Annotated in this window: 14 protein-coding genes; 6 read left to right on the plus strand and 8 right to left on the minus strand. The window is 69.6% G+C overall.

Going from position 1 to position 19,629, the window contains the following annotated elements:
• Position 1: 1 nt before the first annotated feature.
• Positions 2–1,024 (minus strand): Fe(3+) dicitrate ABC transporter substrate-binding protein, encoded by a 1,023-nt coding sequence (locus tag ACGFI6_RS17990; protein ID WP_393119799.1) that lies wholly within the window; start codon positions 1,022–1,024, stop codon positions 2–4.
• A gap of 43 nt (positions 1,025–1,067) precedes the next feature.
• On the minus strand, positions 1,068–2,264 hold the full coding sequence (locus tag ACGFI6_RS17995) for a C45 family autoproteolytic acyltransferase/hydolase (protein WP_393119801.1): 1,197 nt from the start codon (positions 2,262–2,264) through the stop codon (positions 1,068–1,070).
• 207 nt (positions 2,265–2,471) lie between these two features.
• Between ACGFI6_RS17995 and ACGFI6_RS18000 the strand changes: the two genes are divergently transcribed.
• On the plus strand, positions 2,472–3,401 hold the full coding sequence (locus tag ACGFI6_RS18000) for a MurR/RpiR family transcriptional regulator (RefSeq protein ID WP_393119802.1): 930 nt from the start codon (positions 2,472–2,474) through the stop codon (positions 3,399–3,401).
• 16 nt (positions 3,402–3,417) lie between these two features.
• Here the strand turns inward: ACGFI6_RS18000 and ACGFI6_RS18005 are convergent, their stop codons facing one another.
• The 4 genes from ACGFI6_RS18005 to ACGFI6_RS18020 form a co-directional block, all read right to left on the minus strand.
• Positions 3,418–5,199, minus strand: a complete 1,782-nt coding sequence (locus ACGFI6_RS18005) for an FAD-binding protein (protein WP_393119804.1) — start codon at positions 5,197–5,199, stop codon at positions 3,418–3,420.
• A 94-nt stretch (positions 5,200–5,293) separates the two neighbouring features.
• On the minus strand, positions 5,294–7,066 hold the full coding sequence (locus tag ACGFI6_RS18010) for an aldehyde dehydrogenase family protein (protein ID WP_393119806.1): 1,773 nt from the start codon (positions 7,064–7,066) through the stop codon (positions 5,294–5,296).
• Entirely contained in the window at positions 7,063–9,564 is a 2,502-nt protein-coding gene (acnA, locus tag ACGFI6_RS18015; protein WP_393119807.1) for an aconitate hydratase AcnA, read from the minus strand. The genes ACGFI6_RS18010 and acnA overlap by 4 nt, the downstream gene beginning before the upstream one ends.
• Entirely contained in the window at positions 9,561–10,613 is a 1,053-nt protein-coding gene (locus ACGFI6_RS18020) for an isocitrate/isopropylmalate dehydrogenase family protein (RefSeq protein ID WP_393119809.1), read from the minus strand. The genes acnA and ACGFI6_RS18020 overlap by 4 nt, the downstream gene beginning before the upstream one ends.
• A 105-nt stretch (positions 10,614–10,718) precedes the next feature.
• On the opposite strand from ACGFI6_RS18020, the gene ACGFI6_RS18025 reads away from it, so the two are divergent.
• Positions 10,719–11,414: a GntR family transcriptional regulator gene (locus tag ACGFI6_RS18025; RefSeq protein ID WP_393119811.1), complete on the plus strand. Its 696-nt coding sequence runs from the start codon at positions 10,719–10,721 to the stop codon at positions 11,412–11,414.
• Entirely contained in the window at positions 11,411–12,403 is a 993-nt protein-coding gene (locus tag ACGFI6_RS18030) for a GDSL-type esterase/lipase family protein (protein WP_393119812.1), read from the plus strand. The genes ACGFI6_RS18025 and ACGFI6_RS18030 overlap by 4 nt, the downstream gene beginning before the upstream one ends.
• Here the strand turns inward: ACGFI6_RS18030 and ACGFI6_RS18035 are convergent.
• Together ACGFI6_RS18035 and ACGFI6_RS18040 are read right to left on the minus strand one after the other, a co-directional pair.
• Positions 12,387–15,374: a glycine--tRNA ligase gene (locus ACGFI6_RS18035; protein ID WP_393119814.1), complete on the minus strand. Its 2,988-nt coding sequence runs from the start codon at positions 15,372–15,374 to the stop codon at positions 12,387–12,389. The two genes, ACGFI6_RS18030 and ACGFI6_RS18035, sit on opposite strands and share 17 nt — an antisense overlap.
• A 54-nt stretch (positions 15,375–15,428) precedes the next feature.
• Entirely contained in the window at positions 15,429–15,965 is a 537-nt protein-coding gene (locus tag ACGFI6_RS18040) for a TetR/AcrR family transcriptional regulator (protein WP_393119816.1), read from the minus strand.
• 93 nt (positions 15,966–16,058) lie between these two features.
• Between ACGFI6_RS18040 and ACGFI6_RS18045 the strand changes: the two genes are divergently transcribed.
• The 3 genes from ACGFI6_RS18045 to ACGFI6_RS18055 all read left to right on the plus strand — a co-directional run bounded on the left by ACGFI6_RS18045 (position 16,059) and on the right by ACGFI6_RS18055 (position 19,629).
• Positions 16,059–16,952, plus strand: coding sequence for a TIGR03564 family F420-dependent LLM class oxidoreductase (locus tag ACGFI6_RS18045; RefSeq protein ID WP_393119818.1), 894 nt, complete (start codon positions 16,059–16,061; stop codon positions 16,950–16,952).
• Positions 16,953–17,068: 116 nt separating this feature from the next.
• Entirely contained in the window at positions 17,069–18,109 is a 1,041-nt protein-coding gene (locus tag ACGFI6_RS18050; RefSeq protein ID WP_393119820.1) for a methyltransferase, read from the plus strand.
• Positions 18,110–18,372: 263 nt separating this feature from the next.
• Positions 18,373–19,629: an RNA polymerase sigma factor gene (locus tag ACGFI6_RS18055; RefSeq protein ID WP_393119822.1), complete on the plus strand. Its 1,257-nt coding sequence runs from the start codon at positions 18,373–18,375 to the stop codon at positions 19,627–19,629.

Here is a 19,629-nt window from a genome sequence, read left to right on the forward strand (position 1 = left end):
GTCACTTCCCGTAGAGGAGTTTGACGGCTTCCTGGGCGACCACCTCGGAGGCGATCAGGCCTCGGGACCGGGACCACTCGTTCGGGTCGACGTCGTAGCTCGCGTTGTTCTTCACCGCGGGGATCTCCTTCCACAACGGGCTCTTCTTCCACTGGTCCCGCAGCGTCGGTCCGTCGTTGGGAGCGATGAACATCACGTCCGGCTTGGTGGCGACCAGCGTCTCCAGCGTGAGCGACACGGACGCGTCACTGCCGCTGTCCGGCAATGACGAGTTGATGCCGATCGCGGACAGCACGCCCGGCGTGTAGGCCTTCGGCGGGAACCCGGTGAAGCCCTTCTCCGAAGCGCGCACGAACAGGGCCTTGCGGTTCTCGTCCGTGGGCGCCGTCGCCTTCAGATTCGCCATCGTCTTGGCATGCTCGGAGAGCCGGGTCTTCATCTGGTCGCACTTGTTGAGCGCGATCGCGGTCGACATCTCGCTGTCCAGCACCTGCTGGTAGTTGCCGTTCAGGCTGGCGTAGGCGATCGTCGGCGCGATCTTCGACAGCTGCGCGTAGATGGCCTTGTGCCGGCCGCTGTCGGCCACGATCAGGTCGGGCTTCAGCGCCGTGATCACCTGGATGTTCGGCGTCGCCCGCAGGCCCACCGACTTGTACGTGCCGACCTTGTCGCGCAGGGCTGGAATGATCCGCTTCGGCTGGTTGTCGTCGGCAACTCCGACCGGGGACATGCCGACCGCGACCAGGGCGTCGACGAACGAGTACTCCAGCGCCACCACCCGGACCGGCGTACCGGTGATCGTGGTGGTGCCGAGATCGTGCTTGATCGTACGGGTCGCCTTGCCGCACTGGTCCAGGTTCACGCTGGGGCTGACGCCTTCGGCGGCGGCTGCCCGGTCGGCGTTCGGTGCGGCGCCGGTGGCGGACGAGGAGGCGGAGCCGCCGCAGCCGGACAGGGCGACCGCGGCGGCGGTCAGGGTGACGGCAACGGCGAGACGCCGAAACCTCGAGGTTCGGTGGGACATGGCATTCGCTCCTGATGTCGACAATGCCTTGCAGGGGTCGGTTTCAGCCGGTCACAGTGAGAGACAGCGCCGGGTCGTCGACGTCCGGGCGGTCGGACAGACCGGGGCCGTCGTAGAGGTTCCACGGAGCCTGCTGGTAGCTGTTGCCGCAGGGCAGGCCGGGAGTCAGCTGATAGCGGCCAGTGGTCAGATCGACCAGGCTGGACACGATCGTGGCGTAACGGTCGAGCTCGTGCCGGCGCGGGTCGACGTGCTGGCAAACGGCGTTCGGATGGCTGAAGTGATCGCTCATCGTGGTCTGCACGATGGTCTCGACCGCCTTCTCGGTACTGCCGTCGCGGGCGGCCTGACGCAGGCCCTCCTCGACGCGCGGCACCCGGTACAGCGAATCGGGCGAGAACGGGCGGTAGGTGTCGTTGATCTGCGGCGGCACGAACGCCTGGAAATGGTTGCCGTGAACAAGCAGTCCGTCGGTCGGGTACATCCAGCCGTGCCGGCCGGGCGTGGTCTCGACGTCGATGGCGAAACCGTCGCGGTGGGTCAGAAGCAGGTTGCTGGACAGGCTCTGGCGGGTGTTGAAGACGACCTGCAGCGCGTCGTACAGGTCCCAGCTCTCCAGCACCATCCGGCGCACGAACGTACCGGGGACGGCGAGACCGCGGCCGAAGCCGGCGCCCAGCCCGTTCGCGTTCAGGGCCAGACCGGCCGAGTTCGCGCCGTGCCGGGCGAGCTGCCCGGCCTCGACGTGGCCGATCACCGTCGGCTTGCCCGGCTGGGAGATCCGCAGCAGCACGATCGTGTCGGCGACGCCGGCCCACAGGTCCCAGTTCTGTCCGGCCCAGACGTGGCCGAGCGGGTTGGCCCGTGGCAGCAGCGCGAACGAGGTGCAGCCGTCGTCACGCTGGCCGTCGAGAGCCGCTGCGGGCTCGTCCGCGAACGGGTTTCCGCGGGTCAGCTCGCCGCGACTGTTCAGGGCGAGGATCTCGGCGAAGGTCCGGCCGGATCCCTCGGCGATCCCGCGGACCTCATCCAGCAATTCGGGGGCGTGCGGCTCGATCACCGGCACCCAGTACGGCGCGCGGTCGAGGACCTCGGGCCAGGACAACCCGGTGGCACGCGGAACGGATTCGGCGTAGAACGCCAGCGAGCGCTCGATCAGCGTCCGCGCGGCCTCGCCGTACTGGCGGCCGCGATCGCGGGCGTCGGCGCCGGAGATCTCGATGGTCCGAAGGTGTGACACGGAGGTCGCTCCAGGGGGTGGACGGCGGACTGGACACGCGCTGTTCGTTGTGTTCACTACGAATATTCGTCTGACGGTAGTGATTGCTACAATCCCTGTCAACGGGTCGGCGCATCGTTTACCTGCCGGTGACACACCGGGCCGGATGACATGATCTGCGTACTGATAGGTACTGACAGGCACAACTTGGGAGCCGGAGGAGCCGCCGTGACCGAGACCAAGGCACCCACCCTGCCGGAGCGGGTGGCGAGCCGGATCGACTCGCTGACCGCGACCGAGCGGAAGATCGCCGAGTACCTGTCGGCCCATCCCCAGGAGGCCGCGTTCTCCTCCGCCGAGGAGCTCGGCCGGGCCACCGGTACGAGTGATGCCAGCGTGGTCCGTACCGCCAAGGCACTGGGCTTCGACGGACTGCCGGGCCTGAAGCGATCGCTACAGGGCCAGCTGCAGGCACTGCTGAGCCCGGCGAACCGGCTCAGCAACAGCCTCTCCTCGTTCGACGACGGCGCCGAGGGCATCCTCGCCGCGACCCTGCGCGACCACGTCGAGCGGCTCGAGCAGGCCGAACGGAGCATCGACCCGCGCGCCTTCGAGCACGCCGTCGAGCTGATCGACTCGGCCCGCGAGACGATCATCTGCGGCTTCGCCGGCCTGGACGGGATCTCGGCGTACACCGCGACGCACCTGACCCGGATCGGCCGCCGGGCCCGGGCCGCGTCGGACACCGGCTACCGGCTGGCCGACCGGCTGCTGACGCTCGGGCCGGAGGACGTGGTGGTCGTGATCGCCCACAACCGGATCATCGTGGAGACCCGCGTCGTCCTCGACCTCTGCGCCGAGGTAGGCGCCCACGCAGTACTCATCACCGACACGCTCGGCGAGGCATTGCGCGACCAGGTCGACGCCGTCCTGTCGGCGCCGACGAGCCGTCCGGGGACGTTCACCAGCCAGGCGACCGTGCTGATCCTCCTGGAGGCTCTCGTGATCGCGGTGGCTGCGCGGAACCAGGATCGCTCGCTCGAGACGACGAATCGGATGAACCAGCTGCGCGAGGAGTTGATGGGCTTCTCCCGCGCCGACGAGGTCGCGCTGAACCTCCCGGCCGCACGGCGCGACCGCAAGCCCGGCAACCCCTGAGGTCCTGTCGCCACGGTCAGCCGTTGACGCAGGACCGCAGTCCGTCGACGAGGTACGGCATCACCTCCTGCCAGTCCGCAACCAGACCGACATCGCAGTGCGCGAAGATCTCCGCGGCCGGGTCGGTGTTGATCGCGACGACGGTCCCGGCCCGGCTCGCGCCGGCCAGGTGGTTCAGGTTGCCGGACAGCCCGACGGCCAGGTAGATGCGCGGGGCAACGCTGCGGCCGGTGATGCCGATCTGCCGTCCGTGCGGGAGCCAGCCCTGATCGGTCACCTTGCGGGTGGCCGCGAGCTCTGCGTTGAGCAGCGCGCGGACGGGCTCCAGTTCGTCGTACTTCTCCGGTGAGACGCCACGACCGACGCCGATGACGACTTCCGCGCGGTCGAGCGCGTCACCGTCGTTCCCGGTACGTCGCTGTGTTCGTGTGATCGCCGGATCAGGCTCGACGTGCAGGACGCGCTCCTCCAGCGGACGGTCGGCGCGCGGGGCGCTCAGCGGCAGCAGACCGGTCCTCAGGGTGGCGATCTGTGGGGTGCCGTGGCTGACGATCTCGGCCAGGGTGCCCCCGCCGGACGGCTTCAGTCCGCTCAGCCGGCCGTCCTTCGTGGAGAGGCTGACGAGGTCGGACATCAGGCCCGCGCCGGAGCTGACAGCCAGCCGCGCGAGTACCTCCCGATCCCACGGCAGCGCAGCACCCAGCACGGCCCACGGGCGCCGCTCCCCCATCCAGCCGGCCAACGCTCTCGCCACAGACCGCGGCTCATCACCGTCCAGTACTACTACCGAATCGGCACCCCACTGAGCCAGGTCGTCAGCAGCTGCTGCGGTCCGCACAGCTACGACTTCGCCGCCGGCCTCAGCAGCCAACGCCGCGGCCGCCCCGAGCAGTGCGCGAGTCCCTTCGACGGAACCCCCGCCAACCAACGCGACCACCTGCACCTCGGCCCGCGGCGATGCCGGCGTCACGACGGCGTTCGGGTGGGGGGCGGCTGACGGCGGACCGTGTGGATTGAAGCAGCCTCGGGTGGTCAGTTCGGCTAGGGCTCGGGTGACTTGGGATTCGGGGTGGCCGCGGAAGATGACCGGGTTGCGGGTCAAGGGTGCAGGGTGCACCTGGGCGACCTTGGTCGGGCTGGCGGCCATGCCCCAGGAGCCTTCAGCTTCCGAGAGGTCGGTCGTGCTGAGTCGGCGGACTGCTTCGGGCGCCGGCCAGGTATCGACGGGGGCTTTGGCGGGATCGCAAGAGCGCTCGGCGACCGCTACGACCGCCGGAAGATCGATGGTGACCGATTCCGTCCCGGCGTCGTGCTGAACGGTGGTTCGGAGCCGGCCGTCAACCGGATCGACAGCCAGGACAGGACCGGTGAACGGCAGGCCGAGGAGCTCGGCGAGCATCGCGCCGACGGCTCCAGTGCTGCCGTCGACCGAACTGTTGCCGACCAGGATCAAGTCCGGTGGATCATCGAGCAGTCGGACCGTGGCGGCCAGCGCCCGCGCGGTCACCAGACAGTCCGATCCGGCCAGCGCGGGGTCGGACAACTGCACAGCATCGTCGACACCCCAGGCCAGCGCCTCCCGCAGTACATCGACGGCCGCGGGCGGGCCCATTGTGATGGCCGTACTGCGACCACCCGTCACCCCCGCCAGCCGCACAGCTTGCGCCACGGCCCGGCGGCACCACGGGTTCATCTCGGCGACCGCACCGTCCCGCTCGAGCCGGCCGTCCGCGTCCAGACGACCGCTGTGGTCACCCTTGGGCACCTGTTTCACCAGCGCCACAACGACGAGGCTCATGACAGACAGTCCTTCCGCGGATAGGTATGCCTTTCCGAACTGAGGATTGCGTAACCTCAGTTGGTTTGCATCATCTGTTACATCAGTCTATTCGTTACTTCTCGTTGGCGGCAACGGCACCGCGGTCCGCGGCCGACAGGTGTTGCACGGTCACCCCGGTCGCGGTCATCGTGCGCGTCACCGCGCGACCGCCGTACACCCAGTAGATGACCATCTCGCCCGCGCCGCGGTTGATGAACTGGTGCGGTACGCCGGCCGGCACCCAGGTCGCGTCACCCGCCTCCAGGTCGACACGTTCACCATCGATCACCGCGGTCGCCTGCCCCACGAAGACCAGCACCGATTCCTCGACATTGTGCGAGTGCAGCGGGATTTCGGTGCCGACGGCAAAGGTTGTGGTCCCGGTGGTGATCCGGTTCGCGTCGTTGTTCCACGCGCCGACGTACGGGACCGTACGGACGCCACTGCCGCGGTCGAACACCTCGGTCTCGTCCGGCCGGATCACCAGCCGGGGCGCGGGTTCCGGCGACCACACGGTCTTGACGTTCATGAACTCGCGCATCCCGTCGGCGCCGAGCTCACGGCCGTACCCGGACTGCTTGATGCCGCCGAACGGCAGGCGCGGATCCGATGCGACCATCGCGTTCACGAACACCGCGCCGGCATCGATCCGCCGGACCAGGCCGGCCGACCGCTCGGGCGAGGTCCACAGCGATGCGCCGAGGCCGAACTCGGTCTCGTTCGCGAGCCGGATCGCCTCGTCGGCGTCACGGGCGCGGACGACGGCCGCGACCGGACCGAACGTCTCCTCGTCGAACGCCGCCATCCCCGGCAGCACGTGATCGAGAACGGTCGGCGCGTAGTAGAACCCCGGCTCGACCGGAGCTCCCCCGCAGACGAGGGTGGCGCCGGCCTCGACGGTACGGCGAACCTGGTCGTGCAGCGTGTCGCGCAGAACGCCGCGAGCCAGCGGGCCGAGGGTGGTCGCGCGCTGCAGCGGGTCGCCGACGACGAGCCTCTCGACCTCGGCGGCTAAGCGGGCGACGAACTCGTCGGCGACCGACTCCTCGACGATCAGCCGTTTCGCGTTCACGCAACTCTGGCCGGTGTTGAGGAATCGCGCCTTCACGGCGGTCCGCGCCGCGGCTTCGAGATCGGCGTCGGCGAGGACGATGAACGGGTCGGATCCGCCGAGCTCCAGGACCTGCTTCTTCAACGCCTGACCGGCCTGGCTCGCGATGATCCGGCCGACCTCGGTGGAACCGGTGAACGTGACCGCGGCGATCCGGTGATCAGCGATCAGCCCGGCGACCTGGTCGGTCTCGACGAGAGCGACGCCGATCAGACCGCGCGGCATCCCGGCCTCCGCGAGCACGGACTCGATCGCGAGCGCGGTCTGCGGCACGGTGTTCGCGTGCTTGAGGATCGCGCCGTTGCCGGCCGCGAGCGCGGGAGCGGCGAACCGGAAGAACTGCCAGAACGGGAAGTTCCACGGCATCACGGCGAGCACGACGCCGAGTGGTTCGACCTCGATCCGGCCTTCCGTGGTGACCTGCTCGGCGGCGAGGAAGCCGGCCGCGTTCGCGGCGTAGTACTCGCAGGTGAGCGCGCACTTCTCGATCTCGGCCTCGGCCTCGGTGATCGGCTTGCCCATCTCGGTGCTGATCAGGTGCGCGAGGCCGTCGCTGCGAGCGCGCAGCGTGCCGGCGATCGACTGCAGCAGTACGGTTCGCTCGTCGACGGGCGTGCGGCGCCAGTTGCCCTGGGCAAACAGTGCGGCGTCGAGGAGCCGGTCGACGCGGTCCTGGTCGTACGGCTCGAACGCCGCGAGGCGCTCACCGGTGGCGGGGTTGATCGTTGCGATCACGTGGTGTGCCCTTCGCTGAGTTCCTGCAGGACGTGGGGGAGTACGCCGCCGTGGCGGTGGTAGGCGTGCTCGCGGGGCGTGTCGAGCCGGACTTTCAGTCGGTAGGTGCGACCGGCGGAGCGCGCGGTGGCCGAGTTGTCGTCGTGCAGCTCGATGTCGATCGGAGCGTTGCCGGTCAGGCCGCCGCCCTCGCCGGGGAGGAACTCGAGCGGAAGGATGCCGAGGCCGACAAGGTTGGAGCGGTGGATCCGCTCGAAGGACTGCGCGAGAACGGCCCGGACGCCGAGCAGTGCGGGTCCTTTCGCCGCCCAGTCCCGGGACGAGCCCGTTCCGTACTCCTTGCCTGCGACAACGACGATCGGTACGCCCGCGTCCCGGTACGCCATCGCGGCGTCGTAGATCGAGGTCGTGGTGCCGTCGGGTCCACGGGTCAGCGGGCCTTCGACGTCGACGAGTTGATTGCGCAGGCGTACGTTGCCGAAGGTGCCGCGCATCATCACCTCGTGGTTGCCGCGGCGGGAGGCGTAGGTGTTGAGCTCGGTCGCGCCCAGGTCTTGGAGGTAGCGTCCGGCGACGCTGTCGCGCGGGATGGCACCGGCGGGCGAAAGGTGGTCGGTCGTCACGGAGTCACCCAGGCGTACCAGGGCGCGGGTTCCGGTGAGGTTGTCGGTTTGCTTGGTGAAGTAGTCGGGTTGCTGGAGGTACGTCGAGTTGCCCCAGGCAAACGTTTCGCCGTGCGGTGCATCCAGGTGCTGCCAGCGATCGTCGCCGGTGAACAGGTCGTCGTAGGCGTGTTCGAAGAGTTCGGGCTTGAGGACGTCCTGCAGTACGGCGTCGATCTCGGAGCGTTCGGGCCAGAGGTCGCGCAGGTAGACGCCATCGGCCAGCGGCTCGGTCAGGAGGTCGGTGTCGATCCGGCCGGCGAGCGCGTACGCGATCACCAACGGCGGCGATGCGAGATAGTTCAGCTTCACGTCGGACTGGATGCGGCCCTCGAAGTTGCGGTTCCCCGACAGGACGGCCGCGACGGTCAGGTCCTGCTCGCGGACCACCTCGGCGACGTCGTCGATCAGCTCACCGGACGCCCCGATACAGGTCATGCACCCGAACCCGGTCAGGTGAAACCCCAACTTTTCCAGGTACGGCGTCAACCCGGCCGCCTGCAGATAATCCATCACCACCCGCGACCCCGGCGACAACGTCGTCTTCACCCAGGGCCGGCTCCCCATCCCCCGCTCCACAGCCTTCTTGGCCAGCAACCCCGCAGCCACCATCACCGCCGGATTAGAAGTATTGGTACAAGACGTAATCGCCGCCACAACCACAGCCCCATGCCCGATGCCACCACCAGCCAGCTCGCCGTGCCCCACCGGTTGCTTCCGTTCTCCCGCCGCGATCATGCGGGGGCCCGGCGGTAGTTCGGCTTCAGCGGCTTGTTTTGCGTGGGTAAGGGGGAGTCGTTGGTTCGGGCGGCGGGGCCCGGCGATCGCGGGGACGACGGTGCTCAGGTCGATCTCGACGTACTCGTCGTACAGGAGGTTGGCGGTGGGGTCGTGCCAGAGGCCCTGCCGGCGGGCATAGGACTCTACGAGGGCGACCTTTTGGGGTGGGCGGTTGGTGAAGGTGAGGTAGTTCAGGGTCTGCTGGTCGATCGGGAAGTACGCCGCGGTGGAGCCGAACTCGGGGCTCATGTTCGCGATCGTCGCGCGATCGGTGACAGGGAGTCCGGCGAGCGCGGGCCCGGTGAACTCGACGAGCTTGCCGACGACGCCGTGCGCGCGCAGCGTCTCGGTGATGGTGAGGACAAGGTCCGTGGCCGTACTCCCAGCCGGCAACGCACCGACCAGCGACACGCCGACGACCGGCGGCAGCACCATCGAGACCGACTGCCCGAGCATCGCGGCCTCCGCATCGATGCCACCGATCCCCCAGCCGAGAACGCCGAGCCCGTTCACCATCGTGGTGTGCGAATCGGTCCCGAGACACAGATCCGGGAACGCCCACCCGTCCCGCTCCTCGACCACCCGAGCCAGATGCTCCAGATTGATCTGATGCATGATCCCCGCACCAGGCGGTACGACCTTCAACTGCCGGAACGTCTGCTGTCCCCAACGCAGGAAGCGGTATCGCTCAGCGTTCCGCTCGTACTCCCGGGCGACATTCACCCGCAGCGCGTCCGGCCGACCGAACACATCAGCGATCACCGAATGATCCACCACAAGCTCCGCCGGGATCACCGGATCGACCAACGCCGGATCTTTGCCCAGCGCAACCATCGCGTCGCGCATCGCCGCCAGATCGACCAGTACGGGGACACCGTTCGTGTCGTGCAGGAACACCCGCGACGCATGCACCTCGAGTTCGCCGGTGACCCCCGGCGACCAGGATCGCAACGCCTCGGAGGCGGTCCCGTGCCGAAGCGCGTTCTCGAGCAGGATCCGCAGCGTCCGCGGCAGATGGTCCGGGGCGATCCCGGCGAGCGGCTGGATCCTGTTCACGTCGGCTCGCCGATGGCGGCGACGACCGCGTCGGTGAAGGCGGCGGTTCCGGCCGTGCCGCCGAGATCCGCGGTCCGCGTCCCCCGGGCGACGGTGGTCCGCAGCGCCTCCTCGATGCGGTTGGCAGCCGCGCTGGCGCCCAGCCAATCGAGCAGCATCGCACCGGAAGCGATCATCGCGGTCGGGTTCGCGAGCCCTCGACCGGCGATGTCCGGCGCCGAGCCGTGCGCCGCCTGCGCCATCGCGCGTTCGTGCGAGGCGTTGATGGACGGCGCGATGCCGAGCGATCCCGCCAGCTCGCCGGTCAGGTCGGACAGGATGTCGCCGAACATGTTCTCGGTCACCAGCACGTCGAAGTCCGCCCCGTGCCGGACCAGATGCACGGTCATCGCGTCGATGTGGAAGTCGTCCACCCGCAACTGCGGATAGTCGGCGGCGACCTCGCGGCAGATCTGCAGGAAGAACCCGGTCGTGGTCCGCAACACGTTCGCCTTGTGCACGATGGTCAGGTGCCGGCTCCGTCGGAGCGCGAGCTCACACGCCTGCCGCGCGATCCGCTCGATCGCCGGCCGGGTGAAGATCCCCATCGCGATCGCCACGTCCGGGGTCGGCATGAACTCGCCGGTCCCCTTGTACGTACTGCGGTCCGCGTAGAAGCCCTCGGTGTTCTCCCGCATCACCACGAGATCCAGCCCGGGCACCAGCGCCGGCGTACCCTCGAACGCCCGGGCCGGCCGGATGTTCGCGAACAGGTCGAAGTGCTTGCGCAGAAACCCGCTGGGATTCAGCCGGGCGCGATGCTCGGCCGGGTAGGACGCACTGTCATGCGGACCGAGCAGCCACCCGTCGAGCTTGTCCAGCGTCTCGACCGTGATGTCGGGCAGCGCACTGCCGTGGGTCGCGATCGCCGCGCCGCCGACCGGGAGCGGCACCCACTCGACCGGCTCGGCGCCCGTCGCGGCCAGCGCCGCGTCGAGGACCTGAGCTGCCGCCGGAACGATCTCCGGCCCGATGCCGTCGCCGTCGAGTACTCCGAGTCGATGCGCCATGGACAGGAGTGTGAGTCGTTATAACGACTCACGTCAAGACATCGCGCCGGGACGTCTCGCGCCTTGATATGCTGCGATTCGACGTTATAACCGCAAGGAGGCCCGGTGACGAAGGCAGAGAGTGCCTACGAGCTTGTCCGTGAGCAGGTGCTCCGCGGCGACCTGGAGCCCGGTGCGGTGATCCCGCAGGCCGCCCTCGCCCGCGAGCTCGGTGTCAGTACGACGCCGCTGCGCGAGGCGCTGCGCCGGCTGATGACCGAGGGCCTGGTCGAGCTCGACGCGCACCGCGACGCCCGCGTCACCCGGCTGACCCTCGAGGAGGCGCGCGACCTGATCGAGGTACGCCGTTCGCTCGACCCGCTCGCGGCCGGCCTCGCCGCGGAACGCCGTACTCGCGACGACCTCGCACTGATCCGGCAGACGGCCGACGAGTTGCGTCCGCTGCGCGCCGATCCCGGATCGGCCGAGCTGCTCACGCACCGCCGGTTCCACGTGGCGATCTACAACGCGTCCCACAACCAGCTGCTGATCCAGAGTCTGGACGGGCTCTGGGACAAGGCCGACCGCTATCGCCGGCTCGCGCTCGAGGACGGCCGTACGGAGGCGGATCTGGACCGCACGCACTTCGAGCACCGCGCCCTGGTCGACGCGATCGCCGCGGGCGACTCCGGCACCGCGACGACCGTCATGCTGGCGCATGTCGAGGCCAGCCTCGGTGCGCGCGCCGTCGCCCGTCTCACGTCCGCCGCCGCCGAACCGGCGGCCCGATCCCTGCGGGGTATCCGAGGAGTCCGCGCATGACCGCTGCACCCTGGACCGGGTTCCGCCACGCCGCCGTCGATGCCGGCGGCTGGACCACGTTCTGGCGACTCGACCCGCGCGATCACGACTTCCGGCTGTCCGACTGGACCGGGCATCCGGACCGGCCCGGCCATCGCCTGTGGGAACGGGCCGCGACACCCGCGGGGGTGCGCGCAGCCTGGCGCACCACGGCGACATCGGTCGAGCTGGAGGTCCGCGCCGCGCTCGGCATCTACACGAGGATCTCCCCCGTCGACGTCCTGGTCGACGGCGAGCTGCACCGGCGATGCGAGGTGCTGGAGGGCGAGCAGCGACTGCGGATCGAGCTACCGGGCCGCGCTGCCGAGGTCGAGATCTGGCTCCCTCAGGCCGGAAGGATCGCACTCCGGGAGGTGTCCTTCGACGGCGACGCCGAGCCGCTGGCGCCGACCGGGCCGCGATGGATCACGTACGGCAGCTCGATCACCCAAGCCGGCGGGGCTTCCGGACCATCGGAGACATGGCCCGCATTGGTCGCCCGGGCGAACGGCTGGAACGGCGTCTCGCTCGGCTTCTCCGGTGAATGCCACCTCGACCCGATCGCCGCCCGCACGATCCGCGACCTGCCTGCCGAGCTGATCTCGCTGTGCCTGGGCATCAACATCCACGGCGGCGCGACGTACAGCGGCCGGACGCTCCCCGGCCAGGTCGAGTCGTTCATTGCCACCGTACGCGAAGGCCATCCCCGGACCCCGCTGATCGTCATCACTGCGCTGGCCGTCCCGGACAGGGAGGGCAAACCGAATGCGGTCGGCCTCACGCTCGACGACGTCCGCGCCTGCGTCGAGCTCGGCGCCCGCACCGACCCCGGCGTACGTGTCATCGACGGCCGCACGATTCTGAGCACGGACGAAGCTCGGGCCCTGTACACAGATGGTCTGCATCCAGGGCCCGAGGGTTACCGCCTGATCGCGGAGCGGCTGATTCCGAGGCTCACTCTGCCGGGCTGAGGCTCGTACCCAATGCCTGCCAGTCGAGGACCGGCGCCGCCAGTCGGCTGATCGTGGCGAGCAGGCCCAGGCGCGCGGCCCGGATCTCGGGCTCCTTCGCCATCACGAGGATCTCGTCGAAGAAGGCGTTCACCGGCTCGACCAGAACGGACGTCGCGGCGACGAAGTCGGACAGGCCGGTCGGTGCCTGACCGATCTTCTGTACGGCCTCGTGCAGCGCGACCTCGGCCGGCTCGGTGAGCTTGCTCGAGTCGTACGACGCCTCGGTGCCGTCGGGGACGATCCGGCGGACCCGCTGGAGAACGGCGACCAGGCCGGCGAAGTCGCTGTTGCCGACCAGGCTCTGGAGCGTCTTCAGCGTTTCGTCGGCCGCGGCCGGGGCAGTTGCCAACGGCAACACTGCGGCGACCTGCAGGTGGTCGTCGCCACGGTCGAGCAGCTGCTGCTCGTACCGCCGGACGGTGAACTCGGCCACCTCGTCCAGCGAGTCCGCCGGTACGTCGATGCCTTGGGCACCGATCTCCGCGGCCGCCGCCTGCAGACCCGTGGCAAGCGTGATCGCCCGCAGTTCCGGGTGCTCGCGCAGGATCGCGACCACACCGCCGGCCGCCCGGCGCAGCGCGAACGGGTCCGAGCTGCCGGTCGGCTTGGCGCCGACACCGAACAGGCCGGCGAGCAGGTCGAAACGGTCCGCCAGCGCGAGCAGCGCACCCGGCGTCGTCGACGGGATCGGGTCACCGGCGGACCGCGGCAGCTCCATGTCGAACAGCGCCTCGGCGACCGCGTCGGACTCCCCGGCGCGCTTGGCGTACTCGCGGGCCATCGTGCCGGCCAGGCTGGTCAGCTCGACCACCATCTGCGAGCCGAGGTCGAACTTCGCCAGCTCGGCGGCCCGCTGCAACGTAGCCAGCTCGTCGCCGTCGAGGTCGATCTTGGCGGCCAGGGCGAGCGCGATCCGGCCGATCCGGCCGGCCCGGTCCGCCATCGAGCCGAGCCGCTCCTCGAACGCGAGCTTGTCGAGCTCGCCCTTCATCGACTCCAGCGGGGTGTCCAGGTCGGCGCGCCAGAAGAACGCGGCGTCCTCGTAGCGCGCCCGCAGCACCGCCTCGTTCCCGCCCCGCACCAGGTCCTCGTCGACCGAACCGTTGGCCACGGCAACGAAGTGCGGGAGCAGCTTGCCGTCCGCGTCCCGTACCGGCAGGTAGCGCTGGTGCTTGCGCATCACGGTGGTGAGGATCTCGCTCGGCAGGTCCAGATACTCTCGCGCGAAGTCGCCGAGGATCGGTGTCGGCTCCTCGATCAGGTTGACGATCTGGTCGACCAGCGCGGACTCGCCCTCGACGTCGACCGTGCCCTGGACCTTGGTGGACAGCTCCGCGGCGGCCTCGACGACCGTCGCCCGCCGGCGCGCCGGGTCGGCCTCGATGCCGTGGATCCGCAGCAGGTCCAGGTACCCCTCGGCGGACGCGATCTCGACCTTCGGCTGCGCCGCGGTGCGGTGCACGCGGGTGGTGCGGCCGGCGGCGAGTGTGGAGACCGACACCGGCACGATCTGGTCGCCGAGCAGCGCCACCAGCCAGCGGATCGGGCGGGTGAAGGAGAGCTTCGCGTCGTTCCAGCGCATGTTCTTGTCCGAGCGCAGACCGGCGACGATCTCGCTCAGTACGCCGCTCAGCACCTCGGCGGCACCGCGACCCGGATCGGGCTTGGTCACCGCGACGTACTCGACGCCGTCGACCTCGAGGTCGTGCAGTTCGCTCTGCTCGACCTTCTGGCCACGCGCGAACCCGGCGGCCGCCTTGGTGATGTTGCCGTCGGCGTCGTACGCGGCCGACTTCCGCGGACCGCGAACCACTCGCTCCGCGTCCGGCTCACCGGCCTGGACGGAGGCGACGAACGCCACCACCCGGCGCGGGGTCGCGTACGTCGTGATCGCACCGTGTTCGAGCCGCGTCGCGGCCAGCTTCTCCTCCAGCGCGGCCTGCACGGCAGCGGCAGTCTTCGTGACCTCGGACGGCGGCATCTCCTCGGTACCGATCTCGAAGGTCAGCTGCCGGGTGCCCGTACTCACCGGGAACTCGGTCGGCTCCGCTGCCGCCGGCGGCAGCTCGGCGAGACCCAGCGGATGCTCCAGCTCCTCGCGGCGCTCGGCCCACAGCCGCGAGACCTCGCGCGCCAGCGTCCGCATCCGGCCGAACGCCTTCGCGCGTTCCGTCGTGCTGACGGCACCGCGGGCGTCCAGCACGTTGAACGTGTGCGAACAGCGCAGGACCTGGATGTGCGCGGGCACCGGCAGCCGGTCGTCGATCATCCGGCGGGCCTCGTTCGCGTACTCCTCGAAGAGCCGCTTCTGCGACTCCACGTCCGCGTCGTCGAGGTAGTACCGGCTCATCTCGTACTCCGCCTGGCCGAAGGCCTCGCCGTACGAGATGCCCGGCGCGTACGCGATGTCCTTGAAGTGCGAGACGCCCTGCAGCGCCATCATGATCCGCTCGATGCCGTAGGTGATCTCCACCGACACCGGGTCCAGCGTCATGCCGCCGGCCTGCTGGAAGTACGTGAACTGGGTGATCTCGAGGCCGTCCAGCCAGACCTCCCAGCCGAGGCCCCAGGAGCCGGTCGCCGGGTTCGCCCAGTTGTCCTCGACGAACCGGACGTCGTGCGCGTCGATGTCGATGCCGAGCGCGGTCAGGCTGTCCAGGAACAGCTCCTGCGGGTTGCCCGGGTCCGGCTTCAGCACCACCTGGAACTGGGTGTGGGTCTGCAGGCGGTTCGGGTTCTCGCCGTAGCGGCTGTCGTCCGGCCGGACACTCGGCTCGACGTACGCCACCCGCCACGGCTCGGGACCGAGCACCCGCAGGATGGTCGCCGGGTTCAGCGTTCCGGCACCGACCTCGGTGTTGAACGGCTGCACGATCATGCAGCCGCGATCGGTCCAGTACTTCGTGAGCGCGATGAGCGCTTCCTGCATGGTGAGCACAGCAAACCTCGAGCCGTCTTCGGGGGTGGTGGTTCGCAGCGAAGTCTATTGGTTGGGCGCGGGTGCTATCCCCCGGATTGCCAGCGTGAGCAACTGGTCGGCCTGGGTCGCGTCCTCGCCACTGGCCAGGACGATGCCGTTGACCAGCTTGAGCAGGTCGGAGATCTCCACGTCGGCGGGCACCGAGCCGTCCTTCTGCGCCCGCTCGAGCAGGCGCCTGCCGGCCGTACGGATCCGGAGGTGACACTGCGAGCCGTGGTCGGCGCTCATCACCAGCGCCGGACCCAGACCGTGGACGGTGGCGATGTGGGCGACCATGCCGCGCAGCCAGATCGTCAGCGCCTGCAGGGGATCCGGGTGGTCTGCGAGCTCCTCGGCCCGCGTACAGACGCCCGCGATGCTGGTCTCGAAGACGGCCTCGAGGAGCGCGACGCGGCCGCCGAAATGGCGGTGCAGGGTCGCCGAGCCGACGCCCGCGCGGCGTGCGATCTCCTCCAGGGAGGCCTCGGCCCCTTGCTCGGCCACCACCTCGGCGGCGGCCGCGACCATCAGGTCCCGGTTCCGCTGGGCATCCGCGCGCACCGTCGGCTCCCTTGCTAACTGGGGTACTACCCCATATCGTAACAGGGGTTAAACGGGGTAGTACCCCACTTACTCTCGTGTGAGGAGCACAGGATGCGGATCGGACTGGCGTTCGGGGACGCCCGCCAGCAGCGTGATCTGGCCGGCATCGGCGAGCAGATCCGGACAGCCAACGGCATCGACACCGCCTGGGTCACCCAGGGGCCGAACCTCGACGCGCTCATCACCCTGGCGGGCGCCTCAGCGGCGGGGCCGCGAGAGCTTGGTACTGCTGTGGTGCCGATTCCGCAGCGGCATCCGCTGATGCTGGCGAGCCAGGCGCTCACCGTCCAGGCGGCGACCGGCAACCGCCTGACGCTCGGGATCGGCGTCGGCATCGCCCGGATGGTCGACGCGATGTTCGGCCTGCCGACCGACCGCCCGGCCCGGCGCCTGCGCGAGTACCTGGAGGTCCTGCGCCCGCTCCTTCGAGGCGAGGCAGTCGACCACCACGGCGAGACCCTGACCGCAGTCGGTGCAGTCGCCATCGAGGGCGCCGCCGAGCCGTCCGTACTGGTCGCCGCGCTCGGGCCCGCCATGCTCAAAGTCACCGGCGAACTGGCCGACGGCACCATCACCTGGATGACCGGCCCCAGGACCCTCGAGGAGTACGTCGTACCGTCCATCACCAAGGCGGCACAAGGCCGGCCCGCCCCACGGGTCGTTGCGGGACTGCACGTCTGCCTGACCACCGACACCGACGCGGCACGAGCCCGGTACGCGACCGACTTCGCACTGTCCGGTCAGGTGCCGGAGTACCGCGCCGTACTCGATCGCGAGGGCGCCAGCGGCCCGGCCGACGTACTGATCGCCGGTGACGAGCACTCGATCACCAAGCAGCTCGACCGGCTGCGCGACGCGGGGGTCACCGACGCGATGCTGGCTCCGATCGGCACCGCGGACGAGCAGCGCCGGACGACCGAGTTCCTGGTTACGGTTGGTCGGTGACCTTGCCCAGACATGCGGCGGTAGTTCGCTAGTTCCGTCGTCCGCTCCCCGGCGCCGATCAGGCCTCCGGGTGAGCCGTGCTGCCCATCTCCACTTCGCACCGGCAGGGACGACCCATGCATGTCGACGACACCATCTCCGCGAACCAGGCACTCCGTCTGATCCACCGCGGCACCGCGCTCCACTGGACAGGTGACTATCACAACGCCAAACAACTCCTCGCCGCGCTCGGCCGCCGACTTCCGGCACCGCGCAGCGGTTCATTCCACGACCAGCGCCAACAGCAGGCGGACCGCGTCCGCGTACTGAACGCACTACTGGTCCCGATGACCAACCATCAGGTCGAACTGCGCCGGGCCCCGGACGTCAGCAAGGCCTGCGCCGAGGCCTACGGCCCGCCGCCCGACACGCACCGCGACTCGTCCACGTCAGGCAGCGTTGACGTCCGGTCACCCCGTGAGCGCTGGGTTCCGTTGCGCGAGCCGTCCACGCGCTGGGTTCCGTTGCGCGAGTTGCTCGGCGTGATCGGGGCGCATCAGCTCCGCGTTCGGGGCGTGTACGTGCCGGCGCTCGGCGAGCGGATCCACCCGCACTACGGCGTCTTCGCGCCAACCAGATCGGAGTACGCAGACCTGGTCGCGCAACACCCACTCCCCTTTGGCAGCACCGCTTTCGACCTCGGCACCGGGACTGGAGTGCTGGCCGCGATCCTCTCCCGTCGCGGGATCCCGCAAGTGATTGCCACCGACAACAACCCGCGAGCTGCCGCGTGCGCCCGCGAGAACCTCGAACGACTGCAGGTGAACGCCGAGGTACAGGAGACCGACCTGTTCCCGCCTGACCAGGCCGACCTGATCGTGTGCAACCCGCCGTGGATCCCCGCGACACCACTCACGCTCCTGGACCAAGCCGTCTACGACGAGGACAGCCGGATGCTCCGCGCCTTCCTGGCCGGCGTGCGTGATCACCTGAAGCCGGGTGGGGAGGTCTGGCTACTCCTCTCCGACCTGGCCGAACACCTCGCCCTCCGATCCCGCGCCGAACTGCTCAGCCTGATCCGCGCCGGCGGCCTCCAGGTCGCCGGACGCGTGGACATCACACCCCGGCACCCCCGAGCGCGCAACCAGGAGGTCACCTCACTCTGGCACCTGAAGTAGCGGACCCCCAGGCCATCACAACTGCACCACCCACGCCGCCTCCCGCTCAGCCCGAGCCAGCCGGCCCAATTGTGATGGCCTGGCGACCCGCCACCACTCACCAACCCGGCACCACCGCCGCCCGAAGCCGACCGCTGGGCGTAGGTGGGCCGGCCGCACAGCGTGGGCGGCGGCTTGGTGAGTGGGAGCGGTCCGCCTGGCGAGCGCGCGCGGGCCGGTTGGTGAGGGGGCGGGGCTGCCTTGGATCTGTCTACTATCGGCGGGTGACGGTTATTGAGGCGCAGGGGGCGGTTGACGCGGTCTGGAGGATCGAGTCGGCGCGGATCATCGCGGGCGTCGCGCGGATCGTACGGGACGTCGGGCTGGCCGAGGAGCTGGCACAGGACGCGTTGGTGGCGGCGCTGGAGCAGTGGCCCACGTCGGGCGTGCCGAACAATCCGGGCGCCTGGCTGATGGCGATCGCCAAGCGGCGCGCGATCGACCTGATCCGGCGCAAGGAGACCTACCAGCGCAAGCTCGCCGAGATGGGCCACGAGCTCGAGATCGACGGCGACAGCGTCGAGGATGATGTGGAGGCGATCCTCGAGGACCACATCGAGGACGACCTGCTCCGGCTCGTGTTCACCGCCTGTCATCCGGTGCTCACCATGGACGCGCGGGTGACGCTGACTCTCAAGCTGCTCGGCGGTCTGAAGACCGACGAGATCGCCCGCGCGTTCCTGGCTCCGGAGGCGACGATCGCGCAGCGGATCGTCCGGGCCAAGCGCAACCTGGCGAAGGCCGGCGTCGAGTTCGAGGTACCCGCCGGACCGGACCTGCTCGAACGCCTGCAGTCCGTCCTCGAGGTCGTCTACCTGATCTACAACGAGGGCTACTCCGCGACCGCCGGCGACGACTGGATGCGCCCCACGCTGTGCAACGAGGCGATGCGGCTCGGCCGCCTGCTCGCGGAGCTGATGCCGACCGAGCCTGAGGTGCTCGGCCTGCTCGCGCTGATGGAGCTCCAGTCCTCCCGGGCGAACGCACGGACCGGCCCGGACGGTGAGCCGGTGCTGCTCCTCGACCAGGACCGCCGCCGCTGGGACCGACTCCTGATCACTCGCGGCCTCGAAGGCATCGACCGCGCCTGGGCCCTGGAGAAGCCACCCGGCCCGTACCTCCTGCAGTCCGCGATCGCCGCCTGCCACGCCCGCGCCGCGGATCCCGAGGACACCGATTGGGCCCGGATCGCCGGCCTGTACGCGGTCCTCTCGCAGGTCACGCCCTCACCGGTCATCGAGCTCAACCAGGCGGTCGCGATCTCGATGGCGTTCGGCCCCGAACGCGGCCTCGAGGCGGTCGACCTGCTCGCCGACGATCCGTCGCTCAAGGACTACCACCTGCTGCCGAGCGTCCGCGGCGACCTGCTCTTCAAACTCGGTCGCCTCCCCGAGGCCCGCGCCGAGTTCGAGAAGGCCGCCGCCCTGACCCGCAACGAACGCGAACGCAAACTCCTCCTCGAACGCGCCGCCGCCTGCTGA

The sequence above is a fragment of the Kribbella sp. NPDC048928 genome (assembly GCF_043197975.1).
Lineage (GTDB): Bacteria > Actinomycetota > Actinomycetes > Propionibacteriales > Kribbellaceae > Kribbella.

Bases quoted from the DNA above. Each gene is read 5' to 3' on its own strand.
- ACGFI6_RS18030 (WP_393119812.1), top strand. From the start codon at position 11,411: ATGACCGCTGCACCCTGGACCGGGTTCCGCCACGCCGCCGTCGATGCC.
- ACGFI6_RS18035 (WP_393119814.1), bottom strand. From the start codon at position 15,374: ATGCAGGAAGCGCTCATCGCGCTCACGAAGTACTGGACCGATCGCGGC.
- ACGFI6_RS18020 (WP_393119809.1), bottom strand. From the start codon at position 10,613: ATGGCGCATCGACTCGGAGTACTCGACGGCGACGGCATCGGGCCGGAG.
- ACGFI6_RS18005 (WP_393119804.1), bottom strand. From the start codon at position 5,199: ATGAGCCTCGTCGTTGTGGCGCTGGTGAAACAGGTGCCCAAGGGTGAC.
- ACGFI6_RS18050 (WP_393119820.1), top strand. From the start codon at position 17,069: ATGCATGTCGACGACACCATCTCCGCGAACCAGGCACTCCGTCTGATC.
- ACGFI6_RS17990 (WP_393119799.1), bottom strand. From the start codon at position 1,024: ATGTCCCACCGAACCTCGAGGTTTCGGCGTCTCGCCGTTGCCGTCACC.
- ACGFI6_RS18045 (WP_393119818.1), top strand. From the start codon at position 16,059: ATGCGGATCGGACTGGCGTTCGGGGACGCCCGCCAGCAGCGTGATCTG.